The following is a 17,614-nucleotide window of genomic DNA, read 5'->3' as shown; positions in this document are numbered from 1 at the left end:
GGCGTGTCTGATCGACCAACAGGGGGACATCTTGCGCAAGCTCGTGTACTACATCGCCGCCACCGTCGACGGCTACATCGCCGGCCCGGACGGTGCCGATCCCACTGGCCCGAACGGCTTCTGGCCGATTCCGGAGGACTACCTCAACCACCTCGTCTCCGAGTACCCGGAGACGCTGCCCGGCCCGGCCCGTACCGCGCTGTCCGTCACGGCCGTGGGCACGCATTTCGACACCGTCCTGGAAGGGCGGCTCAGCTACGAGGTCGGCCTGCGGGTTGGCGTCACCGACGCCTTTCCACACCTGCGCCACCTGGTGTTCTCGACGACTCTGTCTACGAGCCCGGACCCGGCCGTCGAGGTGGTGAGTGGTGACCCGGTCGCCAAGGTTCAGGAGCTGAAGCGGGAGGAGGGTAAGGACATCTGGCTCATCGGCGGCGGTGAGCTGGCTGGTGTGCTCTACCCGGAGATCGACCAGTTGATCGTCAAGCTGGCCCCGTTGACCATCGGCACCGGAATTCCGCTGTTCGGCCGTAAGGCGAAGTTCGATCCGCGTACCTGGCAGCTCACCGACCACGTCGTGCTGGGCAGCGGAGCGGCCTACCTCACCTACACCCGCACGCCCACGGAGTAGCGACCACGTCGGTAGGGCTTGCCCTACCGACGACCTTCCCGCTCACCGGCTGTCATCCGGACAGGCCGCTTCATAGGGTCACAGGACAGGCATCGAACACTATTCCTGTCCGTTCGGAGGACGTCACGTGAACCGCTCCACCCAGGCCCCGCTTGTCGGGAATCGAGCGTCGTCCGGGACGGTGTCCCGGATCGTCGACGTCGACGCGTTGCGTTCCGTGGCGCTGCTCCTGATCCTGGTCGTCAACATCGCCTTCTTCGCCTCCGGCTATTCCTTCCACCTGGTTCCGGATCCCGCGCACGACTCGTGGGGTGACCAGGCGGTTGTGTGGCTGGTCGAGGCGCTCTTCGCGATGAAGGCGTACCTGCTCTTCTCCTTTCTGTTCGGCTACAGCTTCACGCTCCAGCTCGATTCCGCCGCGCGGCGCGGCGTCGACGTCGCCCCACGGTTCCGGCGACGGCTGGCCGGGCTCTTCGTGCTCGGCATCCTGCACGCGGTGCTGCTGTTCCAGGGCGACATCCTGACCACGTACGCGTTGCTCGGCCTGGTCCTGCTCGCCATGCGGAAAGTCGGCGTCGGGACCGCGCTGCGGGTGGCCGTACTGCTGACCGCCGGGATCGGCTTCGTCCTCGCGCTCGCCGCCACGGGCGGGACCCAACTGGTCACCGATCCGGCGACGGCACTGGCGGCGGGGCAGCGGTCCACCGAGGCACTACAGGGCGGGCTCGGCTCGGTGATCAGCGAGCACGTACGCCAACTGCCGGGGATGTTCGGCGCGCTCCTCGTGCAGGGGCCGCTCGCCCTGTCGGCCTTCCTCTTCGGGTACGCGGCCGGGCGGCGCCGGCTGCTCACCGACGTCGTCGGGAACCGGCAGCTCCTGCGCCGGGTGCAGCGGGTGGGCTATCCGGTCGGCCTGGCCGGTGGGGTGATCTTCGCATCGGGCGGGGGCACCGCCAACCTGACCGGGCTGACGGCGGGCGTGCTCACCGCGCCGCTGCTCGCGGCCGCGTACGCCGCCACCCTGCTCCAGTTCTTCCAGTCCGACCGGGGACGGCGGGTCGTCGCCGTACTCGCGCCGGCCGGACGGATGTCCCTGTCGAACTACCTGGGTCAGTCGCTGCTCTGCGTGCTGGTCTTCACCGGCGTCGGGCTGGGCCTCGCCGGTGCCGTCGCACCCCTGGTCGTCGTACTCATCGCGGTCGCGATCTACTGCGTGCAGCTCGCCGCCAGCGCGGCGTGGATGGCCCGGTTCCAGTACGGGCCGATGGAGTGGCTGTTGCGGGCCTGGACCGAGCAACGGTGGCCACGGCTGCGGGCCGCGGACACGGTATGACGGGGCCGGTGCGGCATCAACCGGATTGCCGCACCACCTCCGGTGCCGGCTCCGTCCGGTACCCGCTGGCCTGCGACTCGAACAGCTCGCGGTAGAGGCCGTCCCGGGCCATCAGTTCGTCGTGCTTGCCCTGCTGGACGAGGCGCGGCGGCGGCCCGGGCGGCCTCCTCCATGCTCGGCTCCGGCCCGGGCGCCAACTCGCTGAGACAGCCGCGCCGCCATCCCGGCGAGAACGGGCAGCCGCCCGCAGGTCAACGCGCTGACCGCCGGCAACTCGGCTGAGAACCCACAGAACCGACCCGAGCCGTGTGGATTCCGTCGAGTTACGCATCACAGGCCATCGATGACGAAATATGCCAGGATGGGCGTACATCTGGATGGCGGAGCTGCGGGAGGCATCGGTGGCGTTCTGGGCCGTCCGGGATCGGGTACGCCTCGAAGCCGGGCACCTCCTCGACCGGTCGTCCGCGCCCGGCACCCACACCATCGAGTACTGCGAGACGGCCCGTACCGCCACCCGCCCGGCACACGGCAAGACCGAGCAGGTTATCCACTGTGGCCACTGTGGGTACCCGGTTCCGTTCACCGTCTTCTCGGTCGCCCTGACCCGCCGTCGTCGCCTCTACGCGTACGGCCTCGGGGCGATCCTGCTGGTTGCCGCGGCCCTGCTCTACGGCGTCGGCATCGATGTCGTGGTGGCGGCCGACAGCGCATTGTGGCCACTGCTTCTTGCCGGGGCGGAGATCGTGCTGATCGCGCTGGCCGTCATGGTCCTGAGCTGCGCCGTGGCGTTCGAGCACGGCGTCCGGTCACCCGCGCTCTGGCGAGGCGGGCAGGTGCCGCACGGCGGACACCTCGCGATGATCGACCCGCATCTCGGCCGCAAGCCGCTGGCCCGCAACGCCAGCCGCGTGATCTCCTCGGTCCACCACCACCCCCCGGACGACAACCCTTCGGATGGCGAGCCTTCGGATGGCGAGCCTTCGGACGGTGAGCCTTCGGACGGTGAGCCTTCGGACGGCCACCCCACCGGATCCGGCGCGGTCTGACCCACGCCCGACCCCAGCGGCCCGCCTGTCCCGCCTTGGCAGGCTTGCTCTGCCCGACGGCGCTCGGCGATCCAGCACGTCGTCGACGACAGCAGCCGGTCACGGTGTACGCCGCCGGGCCGCCGGCCTCACCGCTATGCGCCCGGCCGGCACGTACTCTCGGGCGGACCGTCCGCGATCCGAGGAGGACGATCCATGGCAGAGGGTCCGAGTCGGCGCGGCTTCCTGGGGGGCGCCGGACTGGTCGGGGCCGGCGCCGCCGCCGGGGCGCTGCTGCCGGCCGCCAGGCTCGCGTGGCAACGGGTCGGCGACGGCGACGACAGCTACCGTCCCGACTCCGCGTCGCCCCGGTTCACCCTCGCCGTCATCCCGGACACCCAGTACCTCTTCGACGGCGACCGGGGCGACAGCGCGCCGCTGGCCGCGACACTGCGCTGGATCGTGGCGCACCAGGCGGAGCGGAACATCGTCTTCACCGCGCACCTCGGGGACATCGTCGAGAACGCGGCCGCCGCCGAGCTGGCCGAGGCGGGCCGGGTCTTCGAGATCCTCGACCGGCGCCGGCTGCCGTACAGCGTGCTGGCCGGCAACCACGACATCGACCAGTCCACCACCGACCAGCGTGGACCGAGCCACTACCTGGAGATCTTCGGGCCGCACCGGGTACGCGGGCTGCCGACGTACGGCGGCGCCACGCCGGACGGCTACAACACGTACCACGTCTTTCCCGCCGCCGGGCGCGAGTGGCTGCTGCTGGCGTTGGACTGGCGGCCGTCGGACGGCACGCTCGACTGGGCCCGGTCGGTGCTGGCGGCGCATCCGACCAGCCCGGCCATCCTGACCACCCACGACCTGGCCGACGCCGACCACACCGGGTCGACCTGGCTCTCCGAGCACGGCCAGCGGCTCTGGGACCGGCTGGTCAGCGGCAGCGACCAGATCTTCCTCACCCTCAACGGGCACTTCTGGCCGCCCGGCCGGCTGGTGCTGCGCAACGCCGCCGGCCGGGACGTGCACGTGCACATCACCAACTACCAGTACCGCTACTACGGCGGCGGCGGGATGGTCCGGCTGTACTCGTTCGACCTGGCCCGGAACACGATCGACGTCGAGACGCTGTCGCCGTGGATCCTCGGCCAGCCCGCGGCGCGGCGCAACGCGCTGGCCCGGCGGGAGGTCGAGCTGACCGACCCGGCCAACCGGTTCAGCCTGGCGGTCGACTTCGCCGACCGGTTCGCCGGCTTCGCCCCGGTCACCGGGCGCCCGTCGCGCGGCCCGGCCGTCGTGGTCGGCGACGGCACCGTCGCGTACTGGCGGTTCGACCAGGGGCGTCCGGACGGCGAGGCGGTGCCGGACGGGTTCCGGGTCGAGGATCTCTCCGGCCGGGGCAACCACCTGACCCGGCTCAGCCTGCCGGGCAGCCCGCCGGAGGCGCTGCGCTGGTCGGCCGAACACCACGACGACCAGCCGGCCCCCGCGAGCCTCTTCTTCTCCGGCGGCCGGCGACCGGCCCGGGGCGGCTACCTGCGTACCGTCGACGGGGCGCCGCTGAACGCGGCGACGTTCGCGCACGGTTACACGGTCGAGGCGTTCGTGAAGCTGCCGGCCGACGTCCGGGAGACCGGCTCGGACGGGATGGGCATCCTGAGCCGGTACGGCACCGGGCGGGATGCCGGCAAGACCGGTGCCGACCCGGCGCAGCCGATCGCGCTGCTGGGGCTATCCGCCGGGATGATGCTGAAGTGGGCCGTCTTCCCGGTCGAGCTGGACGGCATCGTCGCCAACTGGGGCCACGAACTGCCGGCCGGGGAGTGGTGCCACGTCGCGGTGGTCAACGACGGCCGGCTCAGCACGCTCTACGTCGAGGGCGCGCGGCTGCTCCGCAACCCTTCCGTCGCGGCGTCCGGGCTGGCCACCTCCGGCGAGCCGTGGCTGGTCGGGGCGTACCACCACGACAGGATCGTCCAACCCGGCTTCTACGGGTGGATCGGCGACATCCGGATCACCGACCGGCCGCTGCCGGTGGACCGCCTCCTCCGGGCCTGACCTCCTCGGCGCCCGCCCCGGCCCCGGCCAGCGGGGCGGCCGATATCCGTTCGGATATCAGGCCAGCTCGCGGCGGTGGGACGGCGGCGGTCAGCGGTGCGCAGGGCCTCGACTATCAGGCTGGCTCGCGGCGGTGGGACGGCGACGGTCAGCGGTGCGCAGAGCTTCGACTATCAGGCTGGCTCGCGGCGGTGGGACGGCGACGGTCAGCGGTGCGCAGAGCTTCGACTATCAGGCTGGCTCGCGGCGGTGGGACGGCGGAGGGGTCAGCGGGCGCGCAGGGCGTCCACGGCGGTCCGGGCCGCCGCGCCGATCGCCAGGTCGACATCGATCCGCCGGGTGGCCAGCCGCCGGGTTCGGGCGAAGACCGCGATCGCGTACCGGCCGCCGTCCGGATACTCGGCGACCCCGGCCTCGGCGTGCAGGCCGGGCAGCGTGCCGGTCTTCGCCGCCACCCGTACGCCGGGCGGGAAGCCGGAGGCGATCCGGGTCCAGAAGAGTTGCCGACCCATCAGTTCCCGGACCAGCGCACCCGCCGGGGCGGGCCCCGCCTCGTCCCGCCAGATCAGTCCGAGCAGCCGGGTGACGTCCCGGGCCGTGCTGGAGGTGGTCCGCTCCGGGTCCTGTACCCGCATCGCCCGGATCCGCTCCTCCGGCAGCAACGGGAAGATCTGCGCGAACTCGGCGTCGTCCCGCGCGCCGACGTCGGCGTACATGGACTCCAGCAGTTGCCGGGGCCCGCCGAGGATCCGGGTACGGGTCAACCCCAGCTCGGCGGCGAGCAGCGGCAGCACGTCCGGACCGACCCGGCGCAGCAGCAGGTCGGCGGCGCTGTTGTCGGTGACCGTGATGGCGAAGTACGCCAGGTCCCGCAGCGACACCTCGACGTCGTCGGCACAGCCCGCCGTACCCCAGCCGCCCAACCGGTCCTCGGCGCGTACGACCACCCGCTCGGTCGGGTCGAGCTGCCCGGCGGCGGCCTGCCGGGCGAACTCCAGGACCAGCAGGATCTTGAAGATCGAGGCGAGCACCACCTGGTCGTCGGCGCCGATGCCCAGTTCGGCCCCGCTGTCGATGTCGGTGACGTGCAGCCGGGCGTCGACCCCCACATCGTCGAATATCCGGGTGATACGTCCGGTCGGCACCTGGCGACGATAGCCGGCCGGCGGGCGGCTCCGATATCCGAACTCATATCATCGGCCGGGTGGACCTGGCCCGGCACCTGCGGCAGTTCGTCGTGGTGGCGGAGGAACTGCACTTCGGCCGGGCCGCCGAGATCCTCGGCATCGCCCAGCCACCGCTGAGCCAGTCGATCCAGCGGCTGGAACGGGATCTCGGTGTCCAGCTCTTCGACCGCTCCCGGCGCCAGATCAGCCTGACCACCGCCGGGCAGCTCCTGCTGGCCGAGGCCCCGACCCTGCTCGCCGCCGAGGAACGCATCCGGATCGTGATGCGCAAGGCCCGGGACGGCGAGATCGGGACGTTGCGGGCAGGCGTACCCCCGGAGACCCCGGCCGTCACGCTCCAGGCGCTGCTGCACGGGATGGCGGCGCGGGCGCCCGGCCTGGACGTCGACCTCCAGGAGTTGACCAGCGCGGAGCAGCTCCGGACGCTCGCCGAGGCCCGCCTCGACGTGGGGCTGGTGCACCACCCGGTACGGGCCGAGGCGCTGCGGGTCGGGCCGGCCGTCGAGGTCCGGTTGGGGGTACTGCTGCCGCGTGCCTCGCCGCTGGCCCAGTTGCGGGAGGTCGCGCTCGCCGACCTCGCCGGGCACGACCTGGCGATCTTTCCTCGGGCCACCGCGCCGGACTGGCACGACCGGGTCCTCGACGTGTGCCGCCGGCACGGCTTCACGCCCCGGCGGGTCCGGCACGCCAACAACCCGGAGTTCCTGCTCGGCTTGGTGCTCGCCCGGGGGTGCGTGGCGTTCGAGCCGGAGTCGACGGCCCGCCGGGAGCCCCGGGTCGCCTGGCGGCCGCTGACCGAGCCGGTGTTGCGCCGCCGCACCTCGGCGGTCTGGCCGGACCGCTCGGCGCATCCGGCCGCGTCGACCTTCGCCCAGGTTGCCGCCGAGATCCTGGCCGGCCCGGCCCCGGCCACCCCGGCCGCGCTGTCGCCCGGCCAGCCGCGTCCGTGGTCGGTGGTCTATCCGCCGGACGACTTCCCCGGACCCGGCTGAGCCCGAGGACCCGCGGAGTTGACGGCCGGGCGTTCAGTTCCGGTGCGTCGACGGCAGGGTCGACAACCCGGCGACCGTCACGAGCAACTCGATCGGGTACTCGTTGTCGGCCTGGCCGATCGCGAGTCCCACCCACCGGTCGACCTCCGGCCGCCGCCAGACCTGGACCTCGCCGGTCAGCATGCCGAGCCGGGAGACCGGTTCCGGCGCCGACTCGTCGTCCCAGTCGATCCGGACGGTCTCGGGTCCGCCCCAGCGGGCGGTCAGCGCGGCGGCCAGGTGGCCGAAGGCCGTATCGATCTCCTGCTGGGCCGCATCGCGGACCTCCTCGTCCCGGTCTTCCCAGAAGTCCCGGCTGGCCTGGAGGTGGCACAGGTGGTAATCCGCCCCGCTGAACAGGTGCGCCTCGCCGGAGTCCCCGGCCTGGAACGGGCGGGCGAGCAGGGCGTCGATGACGGCGAGCTGGTCGACGGTGGCCATCGGGCGAGACTACCGAGGTGGGAACGCCGAGGACCGTCTCGGGACTTCGCCCGAACCCGCCCCGGCGCCGCAGGTACTGGTATCAGCTACCCGGCCGGCGAGTGGTCAACGGCACGGCGTCGCCGGTCGAGGCCGGTACGGCCGCAGCGCCACCACGATGCCGACCGGCACCGCGATGAGCAGCGTGAGCACCCTCGCCGAGCTGTGCCGGGAACAGGCCCGTACGGCTTCCGGCCGGGGCGTCCGGCAGTCGCTCGACCGGGCCGCGTTCTACGAGCGGATGCGCGAGGCGTGGCACGAGGGCGGATCCGAGGCGGCTCGATTGTCGGTCCGGCCAGCTTGAATGGCAGGGGCAGACGGACGGAAGGAAGGTGGGTGGCGTGGTCGGAGGATCGGATGGGGTCCGGATCGAGCCGTGGAGCGAGGGCGACCTCGAGCTGCTGCGCCGGATAAACGCGCCCGAGATGAAGCGGCACCTGGGTGGCCCGGAGACCGAGGAGCAGGTCCTCGCCCGGCACGAGCGTTACGTCCGGTTCGGCGGCGGCGGGCAGGGGTGCATGTTCCGGGTGGTCGCCCTGCCGGACGGGGTGCCGGTCGGCAGCATCGGCTACTGGGAGCGGAACTGGCACGACCAGACGGTCTACGAGGTGGGCTGGAGCATCCTGCCGGCGTACCAGGGCAGGGGGCTGGCCACCGCCGCGCTGCTGGCCGTGGTCGACGAGGCCCGCGCCCGGCGGACCCACCGGTACGCCCACGCCTATCCCTCGGTCGACAACGCCGCCTCCAACGCGGTCTGCCGAAAGGCCGGCTTCGAGCTGCTCGGCGAGACCGAGTTCGAGTTTCCGAAGGGGCGGCTGATGCGTTCCAACGACTGGCGGCTCGACCTGACCCGTACCGACCAACCCTGACACTCGGCGTCCCGGCCGAGCCGGGCGTAGCATCGCATCGATGCACCGGTCCCGGACGTACGCGATCATCATCGACACGCCGGAGGCGGAGGTTTCCGCCGCCGCCGACTTCTGGTCGGGGGTGTTCGGCACCCGGGCCCGGCCGGAACCGGCCGAACCGCAGTTCCAGGTGCTGAGCCGGGCGATCCCGGGCCTGGTGACGGCGGTCCAGTCGGTCGACGCCGCCGCCCGCTACCACCTCGACATCGAGACGGACGACGTGGCCGCCGAGGTGGCCCGGCTGGTCGCGCTCGGCGCCACCGAGGTCGCGACCTGGCTGGACTGCCACGTGCTTCGGGCACCCGGCGGTCACCTGCTCTGTGTGATCCCGGTGGCCGGCGATCCCGAGGTGTTCCGCGCCGAGGCACGTACCTGGCCGGATCAGGCGTCCGGTGTGGACGGTGTGGATCCGGGGGCGGGGAAGCAGCCGGCGAACGGGTCGGGATAGTCGCGCCAGCCGGCCTCGCCGTCGGCCAGTTCGGCGTCGGTGAGCAGGCAGCGGGCGAGCGTGCGGTGGATGTCGACCGGATCGAGGTCGAAGCCGACGAAGACCAGGTAGTTGTGCCGGTCGCCGTAGTACGGGTCCCAGTCCAGCGCGGCGGCGAGCCGGCGCTGGTCGCTCGCCTCGGCCCAGTCCTCGTCCGGCGCGTCGACCAGCCACCGGCCGAGGGTGCCCAGCGTCAGACCGCCGCCGGCGAACTCCCAGCCGACCGCGATCTGTGCCTGGCTGGCCAGCCAGCACACGCCCCGGGAACGCAGCACCGGCGCGTTGACCGCCGTCAGCACCTCGTGCAGCCGTCCGGGGTGGAACGGCCGGCGGGCCCGGAACACCGCCGACACCACCCCGTGGTCCGGCTGCGGTTCCGGTACCCCGAGCAGGTAGCCCTCGATCCCCCGGGCCAGTACGCCGGGCGTCTCCGGCCGGTGCCGGTCGGTGTGCCGCAGCCGCCGGGTCAGCGCCCCCGCGTCGACGTACGGCTCGGTGACGGGGAGTTGCACCGCCCACGGGGCCAGCCGGTGCAGCAGTACCGACAGTTGACCGCTGTCGGAGCTGTCGCCGGGGGCGCCCCACAGCACGAGGGTGTCGGCGTACTCGATCTGCCGGGCGATCACGTCGGCGAGGGCCCGGTGGTCGTCGTCGGCGGCCTGGATACCGAGCGTGGTCAGGGCGTCCGGGCTGGCCAGCCCGTCGAGCAGGTGCTCGGCGTCGACCACCGTCACGTACGAGTCGAAGTGCAGCCGGTCGGTGACCGGCGCGCCGTCCACCAGGTGGTGGGCGCAGACCTCGGCGACCGCCTCCGGCTCGACGGTCTCCGGCAGTAGCAGCAGCAGGTCCCGCCCGGGACGGGTCCGGGCCAGCCGGGTGAGGGTGGGCAGCACGTCCTCGCGCAGGGTGCAGGACAGGCAGCCGTGCGCCAGCGCGATCATCTCGTCCTCGATGATCCCGGTTCCGTCGCGGACGACCCGGCGGAGCACCCCGGCGCGCAGGTCGGTCAGCTCGTGCCGGACCAGCAGCAGGCTCGGGTCGTCGGCGAGCAGCGCCCTCGCCACCGCATAGCTGGCGGCGGGCCAGAACCCGGCGAGCACGGTGACCGAGGCGCGGCCGTCGGTGCGGGCGGCGGCGCCGAGGTGGTCGGGGGCCAGGGGTGACGACATGGCGGGCCTTCCGAGGTAGTTGAAAATGATTGTCAGTATAAGCACGCTCCTGTCGCCCGGGTTATAGTCGCCCGCTGCGTGGAACTCGGCGGGCAGGGCCGGGGGAAGACCTGGTCGGGGCGAAACGGGAATATGCGGTCGAGGAGGAACCAGATGTCCAGACGAAGCGCCCGCACCGGCGCACGGCCGAGCGACGGCCCCGTGCGCAACCCGGCGTGGCGGGAGGTGACGGTCTGATGGCCCGGCGCAACGACGTACGCCCGATCGTCAAGCTGCGCAGTACCGGCGGCAGCGGCTACACGTACGTGACCAGGAAGAACCGCCGCAACGACCCGGACCGGTTGGTGGTACGCAAGTACGACCCGGTGCTCCGCCGGCACGTCGACTTCCGCGAGGAGCGCTGACGGCATCCGGGTGGGGTGGTCGGCGACGCCCCTGCCCGGGGCCGGGGCGCTGCCGCGAGGCCGGTCAGCCGACCGGGGTCGGAGTCTTCTCCTCGACCTCGGCCGGTGCCTTCGCCTCCACCGCGGCCCGCTTGCGGGCCCGGTGCGCCGCGACGTGCGACCGGGTGGCGCAGCGCTCCGAGCAGAACCGGCGGCAGCAGTTGGACGAGGTGTCCAGATAGACGTTGCCGCAGCGGTCGTCGGCACAGACACCGAACCGGGAACTGCCGTACTCGCAGAGCCAGACCGACAGCCCCCAGACCGCACCGGCCAGGAACTCGGCACTCACCGAGGCTCCCCGGCTGGTCACGTGCATGTGCCAGTCCTTGGCGTCGTGCCCGGAGATGCGCGGTTGGACGGGATAGCTCTCCAAAAGCGAATTCAGCTCGTCCACCGCGTTGGCGTCCCGTCCCGAGGAACCGAATTCGAAGACGTCCCGCAGGCGTTTCTGGGCCCGGCGGAAGGCGGCGACGTCCCGTTCGGTCACCTCGTCGCGCATCCAGCCGTGCTCGTCGGTGAAAACGGCCCGCAGGTCGTCGAGGTCGTCGAGTCGCGCGTTGACGAGATCGACCCCGGTCCGGGCGTACGCGTCGAAGTTCACCCGACAACCGTAGACGACTTACGGCTCCCGTGGCGCGTCCACGTAGTGGGGAAGGAACCGCGCGTAGCCGTCGGTGATGAGGCTCCGGCTCTCCCGCAGCCCGGCACCGGCCGCCTCGCCGGCCACCACCCAACTGCCGAGCACCAGGTGATTATCCGAAAACGACGGTAGTGCGCGGAATTGTTGGTAACACCATCCTTCGTCACCGTAAATCCCTGGATTGTTGATCTCCCCGGCGCCGGTGACGATCCGCACCGAACCGCCCTCCCGACCCAACAGCGGCTTGACCACGTATTCGGTCATTCCCCGGGGCGAGTCGAGGTACGCCGGCAGCAGGTAGGGATGACCGGGATAGAGCTCCCAGAGCACGGCCAGCAGCGCCTTGTTGGAGAGCAGCAGCTTCCAGGCCGGCTCGATCCAGGTGGTCGGGGTGCCCGGGTCCAGCGCCGGCCGGCCGTACGGCTCGGCGAGCATCCACTCCCAGGGATAGAGCTTGAAGCAGGTGAGGATCGGCGTGCTCACCCCGTCCGGGCCGGGCGGGCCGGTGAACCGGCGGCCGTCCCAGCCGATCTGGAGCATCGGCAGCAGCTCGGTCTTCAGCCCCGCCTGTCGGGCCGTCTCGGCGAGGTAGCCGGCGGTCATCTGGTCCTCGCCGGTCTCCTCCTCGTCCGACCAGGCGACGTGCACCAGCGGGTCGTGCAGGCCGGCACCGATCCGCTGCCAGGCCGCGACCAGCCGCTCGTGCACGCTGTTCCACTGGTCCAGCTCGGGACGGGTGTCCTCCAGCCAGTACCACTGGATCACCGCCGCCTCGACCAGCGCGGTCGGGGTGTCCGCGTTGTACTCCAGCAGCTTCGGCGGCCACGAGCCGTCGTACCAGAGGTCGAACCGGCCGTACAGGGTGGGCGGCTGCTCGCGCAGCGACCGGGTGACCGCCTCGGCGGCCCAGGCCGGGATGCCGAACTCGGCGAACCGGTTCCGCGCCACCACGTGCTCGGCGGCGGCCACCGACATCCGGTGCAGCTCCTCGGTCGCCTCCTCCAGCCGGAGCACCTCGTCGAGGTCGAAGGCGTAGCAGGCGCTCTCGTCCCAGTACGACATGAGGCCGCCGTCCGGCAGCTCGGTGTCGGCGTAGACCAGGCCCTGGGCGCGGACCGTCGCCGACCAGTCCGGCCGGGGCGGGCAGCTCTCCCGGCGCACCGTCAGCCGCCGCAGGAGGCGAGGTGGGTGCCGAAGCCGCCCCGCTCGGGCAGTACGTCCGGGGCGGTCGACCCGCCGGTCGTGGTGGCCGGCACGGTGGCCGGGGCGTACGCCGCCAACGCCAGCGAGCGGGGCCGTGGTGTGCTCGGCCGCGAGTCGCAGTCGTCGTCGTCACTCACCTGGTTACACCCGGAGAGGGTGACGGCGAGGGCGGTGAGCGCGCCCAGTTGCACGCTCGCGGACCGGAGACGGCGTCGCGAAACTTTTTCCACGAGATCGTTGTAACCGATCCGCGCCACCGCGGACACCCCGACCGGCGTCGCACCGCCCGCGACCATCGCGCGGGTCCGTCACCCGGTCGCCCGGGAGGCTCCGGTCCCCGCGTACGGGTGACCGGCTGGCGTTACGCTCGGCTCATGCTCCGATCGGTCATCCTCGCCGCCTCCCGGTCATCCCGGATCGAGCGGCTCGTCGAGACGGCCCCGTTCACCCGGGACGTCGTACGCCGGTTCGTCGCCGGCACCACCACCGACGACGCGCTGGGCGCCACCCGCCAGCTCGTCGCCGACGGTCTCGCGGTCTCCATCGACCACCTGGGCGAGGACACCGTCAACCCAGACCAGGCCATCGCCGTCCGGGACGAATACCTGGCCCTGCTCGGCGGGCTCGCCGAGGCCGGGCTCACCCCGCCGGCCGAGGTCAGCGTCAAGCTCTCGGCGTTGGGCCAGAAGTTCGACGAGCGGCTGGCCCGGGAGCACGCACACGCGATCTGCGCCGCCGCGGCGGCGGCAAGCACCACGGTCACCCTGGACATGGAGGACCACACCACCACCGACTCGACCCTGGACATCCTGGCCGAGCTGCGCAAGGACTTTCCGGGTACCGGGGCGGTGCTCCAGGCGTACCTGCGGCGCACCGAGGCGGACTGTCGGGAGCTGGCCACCCCGGGGTCGCGGGTGCGGCTCTGCAAGGGGGCCTACTCCGAGCCCGAGTCGGTGGCATACCAGTCGGCCCGGGAAGTGGACAAGTCATATGTCCGGTGCCTGAACATCCTGCTCGCCGGCCAGGGGTACCCGATGATCGCCACCCACGACCCCCGGCTGATCGCGATCGCCGAGGACCGGTCCCGGTGGTTCGACCGTACGCCGGACCAGTTCGAGTTCCAGCTCCTCTACGGCGTACGCCCGGACGAGCAGGCCCGGCTCGCCGAGGCAGGCCACACCGTACGCGTCTACCTGCCGTACGGCACCGACTGGTACGGCTACCTGATGCGCCGGCTCGCCGAGCGCCCGGCCAACCTGGCGTTCTTCGCCCGCGCCGTGGCGATCCGGAGGTAACGCGCGACGCCGACCCGGAGGTGACCGGTCCGGCCTCGCCGGTCGGCCCGCTGCCCAGCCGGCGCTCTCTGGCCCGGCTGCGGCTCTGGTCCGGCTGGGATCGAACCGCTTCGCCTGGCATCCTCGCGCCATGGACTTCTCCCGCGCGGTGGCGGCGTTGCGTGCCGCCCTCGCCGACTCGCCCCGGGCACGGGCCGATCCGGACCTGCTCGAACAGGTCCTCGGCCTGGTCCGCCCCTCGATCGGACTCGCCGTACCGGCCCGGTGCCGCGACGGCGAGCCCGCCGGCCCGGTCGCAGGCTGGTACGGCGGACTGCCCGGACTGCCGGACGGGGTGCGGTGGCCGGAGCACCAGGGGCGGCCGATGGCGCTGCTGGCCCGGCTCGACTGTGCCGCGCTGGCGCCGATGCTCGGTCCGGAGTGGATGCTGCCCCGGGACGGGACGCTGCTCTTCTTCTCCGACGAGTGGTTCCGCGCCGACTTCGGGGCGGGCCCGGGCGACGACGGCTGCGCCGTGCTGCACGTACCCGTCGGGCTGCCGGATCGGGCCGCCCCGCCGGAGGCGGAGGTGATTCCGGCACTGCCGCTCGTCGCCGCCCCGGTCCTGGCCGCACCCGACTACGCCGAGCCGGAACTCGCGGCGGCCTTCTCGACCGATCCGATCAGGGTGATGGACCTGGTCACCGAGATCCGCGACCGGCTGCCGACGGTGCGGCACCGGCTGCTGGGCTGGCCGGACAGCCCGGTGGTGGGACCGGCCGGCCACCGGCCGCTGCTGGCGCTGGAGGCCGAGCCGGGGACCGCCTGGGGCGAACTGGTCGGAATCTCGTTCTGGATCGACGGCCCGGATCTGGCGGCGGGCCGGTTCTCCCGGGTACGCCGGGTCCTCGACGTCGCCTGAGATGTCCGCCCCGCCCCGGTACGCGGAAAAGCGCATCCGGCCCGCCGAGGGTGCGATCTGCTGATCGTTGCCCCCGACGGACCGGATGCGTCCGCTCCGTCACCGGCCGTGGTCTCCGTTACCGGCTACCCGCCACCGGTCACCCGCGCCTCGGTTACCCGAGGATCAGGCGAAGCAGTTGTCGACCTTTTCCTTGCCTGCGCAGTTGTCAGGCCGGTTCTTGCTGATCACGGTGTCGTCGTCCACCTTGACCTTGGCGTGCTCGGCGAAGAGCCCGCCGCCCTTCTTGGTGGCGTCGTTCTCGACGATCTTGCTCTTCTTCAGTTCGAGCGAACCGCCCTCGACCGCGATGCCGCCACCGACCGAACGCGCGCCGACGGCGCTGTTCTTGCTGACCTCGGTGTCCCGCACGATCACCTCGGACTTCTCGGCGAAGATGCCGCCGCCGTCGCCCCGCGTGGTGTTCTTGGTGATCTTGCTTTCGTCCACCGTGAGCAGACCCTTGATGGTGGCGATGCCGCCGCCGTCCTTGGTGCCGAGGTTCTTGCTGACGTGCAGCCCCCGGACCGTGAGGGTGGCGTCCTTGTTGAACAGGCCGCCGCCGACCTTCGCGGTGTTGCCGTTGACCTCGCCGTCCCAGACCTTGGTCCGGGCCGAGACGCTGGCGATGCCGCCGCCCTCTGCCGCGTTGTTGTGCTCGAAGGCGCTCTTGCTGATGTCGGCCGCCCCCTGGTAGTTGGCGAGCCCACCGCCGGCCTTGTAGGCGCTGTTGCTGAAGAACTCGGACTTCTCCACGGTGAGGACACCACCGTTGAGGATCCCGCCACCGTTGCCGGCCGAGTTGTTCTCCTCGAACTTGCTCTCGGTAACCTCGAGGTGGCCGTCGTTGAAGATCGCGCCGCCGCCGCCGTCCTTGGCGAGTGCGGTGCTGTCCGAGATCGTGACCCGCTTGACCTTGGCGCTGGCGCCGTGGTCGACCGAGATCGCGCCACCCTCGTCCGCCCGCCCGTTCTCCAGGAAGACGTCACTCAACTCCAGCTCGCCACCGTCACGGACGGTGAAGAAGCGGAAGTCCTTGGCGTACGTGTCCCGGGTGATCGTCGCGCCCTCACCCTTGATCTTGATCGGCGCCTTGATCACGGGCAGGCCGGACTTGTCGTGCTTCTTGTCGTCCTTCTTGTCGTGCTTCTTGTCATCCTTCTTGTTGTGCTTCTTGTCGTCCTTCTCGCCCTTCGCCCCCGGCACGCCCATGGTGTCGTTGGTGGAGGCGGCATCGGTCGACGCCTTGCCGTAGTCCTTCTCACCCTTCTCACCCTTGCCGTTGTGCTTCTCGCCGCTGTCGTCGTGCGCGGTGAGCGTGTAGGTGCACTTCGGCGCGAGCTTGAGGCTGCCGCCACCCTCGGCGTTGGCGTGAACCAGCGCGGCGATGAGCTTGTCGGGGTCGCACGGTACGGACGTCACCTTCTCGTCCGCGTGCTTGTCCTCGTCCTTGCGCTTGTCCTCGTCCTTGCGCTTGTCCTCGTCCTCGCGCTTGTCCGAGCCACAGCCCTCGCGGCCATTCTGGGACCCGCCGTTCCAGCCCGAGCCGTTCTCGCTGCTGCCCTGGGACCCGCCGTTCCAGCCCGAGCCCTCCGAGCCCGAGCCGTTCTCGCCGCCGCCCTGGGACCCGCCGTGCCAGCGAGAGCTGTCGGAGCCGGGAGTTTCCCCGGACGAGCCGTTCTCGCCGCCGCCCTGTGAGCCGCCTTGCCAGCCGGATCCGCCCTGCGATCCGCCCTGTGAGCCGCCTTGCCAGCCGGATCCGCCCTGCGATCCGCCCTGCGATCCGCCCTGCGATCCGCCTTGCGATCCGCCTTGCCAGCCGGATCCGCCCTGCGATCCGCCTTGCGATCCGCCCTGCCAGCCGGATCCGCCCTGCGATCCGCCTTGCGATCCGCCCTGCCAGCCGGATCCGCCCTGCGATCCGCTCTGCGATCCGCCTTGCCAGCCGGAACCGCCCTGCGATCCGCTCTGCGATCCGCCCTGCCAGCCGGAACCGCCCTGTGAGCCGCCCTCGGAACCGCCTTGCGAGCCGCCCTGCCAGCCGGAGCCGTTGGAGTCCTTGGAGTCCTCAGGCTTCTCCTTGGCGTCCTTGGACTCGGTGGCCGGTCCGGCCTTCGGGTCCTTGGACTCGGTGGCCGGTCCGGCCTTCGGGTCCTTCGACTCCTCGGGCTTCGCCTTCGGGTCCTTCGACTCCTCGGGCTTCGCCTTCGGGTCCTTCGGGTCCTCGGGCTTCGCCTTCGGGTCCTTCGACTCCTCGGGCTTCGCCTTCGGGTCCTTCGGGTCCTCGGGCTTCGCCTTCGGGTCCTCGGCCTTCTTGTCGCCGTGGCCCTGCCAGCCGCCGGGCTTGCAGTAGTCCTGCCAGTTGCCGCCCTGGGAGTCCTCGCCACCCTCGTGCTTGCCGTTCGGGTCCTTGGGATCTTCGTGCTTGCCCTGGTCTTTGCCGTTGTCGCCCTTGTCGTTCTCGGCGGCGACGACGGACAACTGTCCCAGGTCCACGTCTGCCAGACCCTTGTCGCCGGCCAACGTGGCCACCCCGGCCAGGCCAGCCGCGCCGGCTACCAGGCTGCCAGCGACGATGCCCCCGGCTAAGAACCACCGGGACCGCCGCCTTTTCGGCCGCGTCGTGGGCTGACCGGGATCCACGTGGCTCCCTTGGAATTCGGACATCAAGCTCCCTGCCTTTCGAATACAAGACACGGCCGCACCATCTGGGGCGCGGAGGGCCACAAATAGGTTGTAGCCACTTAACGTCACCGTACGGTGCCCTTCAGT

Annotated in this window: 18 protein-coding genes; 11 read left to right on the top strand and 7 right to left on the bottom strand. The window is 71.6% G+C overall.

Going from position 1 to position 17,614, the window contains the following annotated elements; translation table 11 throughout:
- Positions 1–31 precede the first annotated feature (31 nt).
- From ACQEVC_RS05590 to ACQEVC_RS05575, 4 genes are all read left to right on the top strand, one after another.
- Complete coding sequence (locus tag ACQEVC_RS05590; protein ID WP_432873945.1) at positions 32–631, top strand: dihydrofolate reductase family protein; 600 nt, start codon at positions 32–34, stop codon at positions 629–631.
- Between the two features lie 127 nt (positions 632–758).
- The gene (locus ACQEVC_RS05585; protein ID WP_432873944.1) at positions 759–1,964 is read left to right on the top strand and encodes a DUF418 domain-containing protein; all 1,206 of its coding nucleotides are present in this window, start codon (positions 759–761) and stop codon (positions 1,962–1,964) included.
- Between the two features lie 353 nt (positions 1,965–2,317).
- A complete protein-coding gene (locus ACQEVC_RS05580; RefSeq protein WP_432873943.1) occupies positions 2,318–3,013 on the top strand; it encodes a hypothetical protein in 696 nt (231 codons plus the stop codon).
- 195 nt (positions 3,014–3,208) lie between these two features.
- On the top strand, positions 3,209–5,059 hold the full coding sequence (locus ACQEVC_RS05575) for a LamG-like jellyroll fold domain-containing protein (protein ID WP_432873942.1): 1,851 nt from the start codon (positions 3,209–3,211) through the stop codon (positions 5,057–5,059).
- A 266-nt stretch (positions 5,060–5,325) separates the two neighbouring features.
- Here the strand turns inward: ACQEVC_RS05575 and ACQEVC_RS05570 are convergent, their stop codons facing one another.
- Entirely contained in the window at positions 5,326–6,204 is an 879-nt protein-coding gene (locus tag ACQEVC_RS05570; protein ID WP_432873940.1) for a serine hydrolase, read from the bottom strand.
- A gap of 59 nt (positions 6,205–6,263) precedes the next feature.
- Between ACQEVC_RS05570 and ACQEVC_RS05565 the strand changes: the two genes are divergently transcribed.
- Positions 6,264–7,238, top strand: coding sequence for a LysR family transcriptional regulator (locus ACQEVC_RS05565; protein ID WP_432873938.1), 975 nt, complete (start codon positions 6,264–6,266; stop codon positions 7,236–7,238).
- A gap of 33 nt (positions 7,239–7,271) precedes the next feature.
- On the opposite strand, the gene ACQEVC_RS05560 is transcribed toward ACQEVC_RS05565, so the two are convergent.
- The gene (locus tag ACQEVC_RS05560; protein WP_432873936.1) at positions 7,272–7,718 is read right to left on the bottom strand and encodes a hypothetical protein; all 447 of its coding nucleotides are present in this window, start codon (positions 7,716–7,718) and stop codon (positions 7,272–7,274) included.
- 157 nt (positions 7,719–7,875) lie between these two features.
- Here ACQEVC_RS05560 and ACQEVC_RS05555 point away from each other — a divergent pair, with 157 nt between their 5' ends.
- The 3 genes from ACQEVC_RS05555 to ACQEVC_RS05545 are packed head-to-tail and all read left to right on the top strand — an operon-like array spanning position 7,876 to position 9,113.
- Complete coding sequence (locus ACQEVC_RS05555; RefSeq protein WP_432873935.1) at positions 7,876–8,061, top strand: hypothetical protein; 186 nt, start codon at positions 7,876–7,878, stop codon at positions 8,059–8,061.
- Positions 8,062–8,098: 37 nt separating this feature from the next.
- Positions 8,099–8,626, top strand: a complete 528-nt coding sequence (locus ACQEVC_RS05550) for a GNAT family N-acetyltransferase (protein WP_432873933.1) — start codon at positions 8,099–8,101, stop codon at positions 8,624–8,626.
- A gap of 40 nt (positions 8,627–8,666) precedes the next feature.
- Entirely contained in the window at positions 8,667–9,113 is a 447-nt protein-coding gene (locus tag ACQEVC_RS05545; RefSeq protein WP_432873931.1) for a VOC family protein, read from the top strand.
- Here the strand turns inward: ACQEVC_RS05545 and ACQEVC_RS05540 are convergent.
- On the bottom strand, positions 9,047–10,321 hold the full coding sequence (locus tag ACQEVC_RS05540; RefSeq protein WP_432873929.1) for a CobW family GTP-binding protein: 1,275 nt from the start codon (positions 10,319–10,321) through the stop codon (positions 9,047–9,049). The genes ACQEVC_RS05545 and ACQEVC_RS05540 overlap by 67 nt on opposite strands.
- A gap of 236 nt (positions 10,322–10,557) precedes the next feature.
- Here ACQEVC_RS05540 and rpmG point away from each other — a divergent pair, with 236 nt between their 5' ends.
- Positions 10,558–10,725 (top strand): 50S ribosomal protein L33, encoded by a 168-nt coding sequence (rpmG, locus tag ACQEVC_RS05535; protein WP_318400155.1) that lies wholly within the window; start codon positions 10,558–10,560, stop codon positions 10,723–10,725.
- A 64-nt stretch (positions 10,726–10,789) separates the two neighbouring features.
- On the opposite strand, the gene ACQEVC_RS05530 is transcribed toward rpmG, so the two are convergent.
- The 3 genes from ACQEVC_RS05530 to ACQEVC_RS05520 are packed head-to-tail and all read right to left on the bottom strand — an operon-like array spanning position 10,790 to position 12,864.
- The gene (locus ACQEVC_RS05530; protein ID WP_432873927.1) at positions 10,790–11,365 is read right to left on the bottom strand and encodes a CGNR zinc finger domain-containing protein; all 576 of its coding nucleotides are present in this window, start codon (positions 11,363–11,365) and stop codon (positions 10,790–10,792) included.
- A gap of 18 nt (positions 11,366–11,383) precedes the next feature.
- Positions 11,384–12,565, bottom strand: a complete 1,182-nt coding sequence (locus tag ACQEVC_RS05525; protein WP_432873925.1) for a glutathionylspermidine synthase family protein — start codon at positions 12,563–12,565, stop codon at positions 11,384–11,386.
- A 2-nt stretch (positions 12,566–12,567) separates the two neighbouring features.
- Positions 12,568–12,864: a hypothetical protein gene (locus tag ACQEVC_RS05520; protein ID WP_432873923.1), complete on the bottom strand. Its 297-nt coding sequence runs from the start codon at positions 12,862–12,864 to the stop codon at positions 12,568–12,570.
- A gap of 117 nt (positions 12,865–12,981) precedes the next feature.
- On the opposite strand from ACQEVC_RS05520, the gene ACQEVC_RS05515 reads away from it, so the two are divergent.
- Together ACQEVC_RS05515 and ACQEVC_RS05510 are read left to right on the top strand one after the other, a co-directional pair.
- Positions 12,982–13,902 carry a proline dehydrogenase family protein gene (locus ACQEVC_RS05515; RefSeq protein WP_432873922.1) on the top strand — a complete coding sequence of 307 codons (921 nt, stop codon included), beginning with the start codon at positions 12,982–12,984 and terminating at the stop codon, positions 13,900–13,902.
- Between the two features lie 130 nt (positions 13,903–14,032).
- Positions 14,033–14,803, top strand: a complete 771-nt coding sequence (locus ACQEVC_RS05510; protein ID WP_432873920.1) for a DUF1963 domain-containing protein — start codon at positions 14,033–14,035, stop codon at positions 14,801–14,803.
- Positions 14,804–14,968: 165 nt separating this feature from the next.
- On the opposite strand, the gene ACQEVC_RS05505 is transcribed toward ACQEVC_RS05510, so the two are convergent.
- A complete protein-coding gene (locus ACQEVC_RS05505) occupies positions 14,969–17,485 on the bottom strand; it encodes a hypothetical protein (protein ID WP_432873918.1) in 2,517 nt (838 codons plus the stop codon).
- Positions 17,486–17,614 lie beyond the last annotated feature (129 nt).

Origin of the sequence: Plantactinospora sp. CA-294935 (genome assembly GCF_050936445.1) — a bacterium.
Classification (GTDB): Bacteria; Actinomycetota; Actinomycetes; order Mycobacteriales; family Micromonosporaceae; genus Plantactinospora.
Note: the sequence above shows the minus strand (reverse complement) of the source record. Positions and strands in the feature narration are given on the sequence as shown.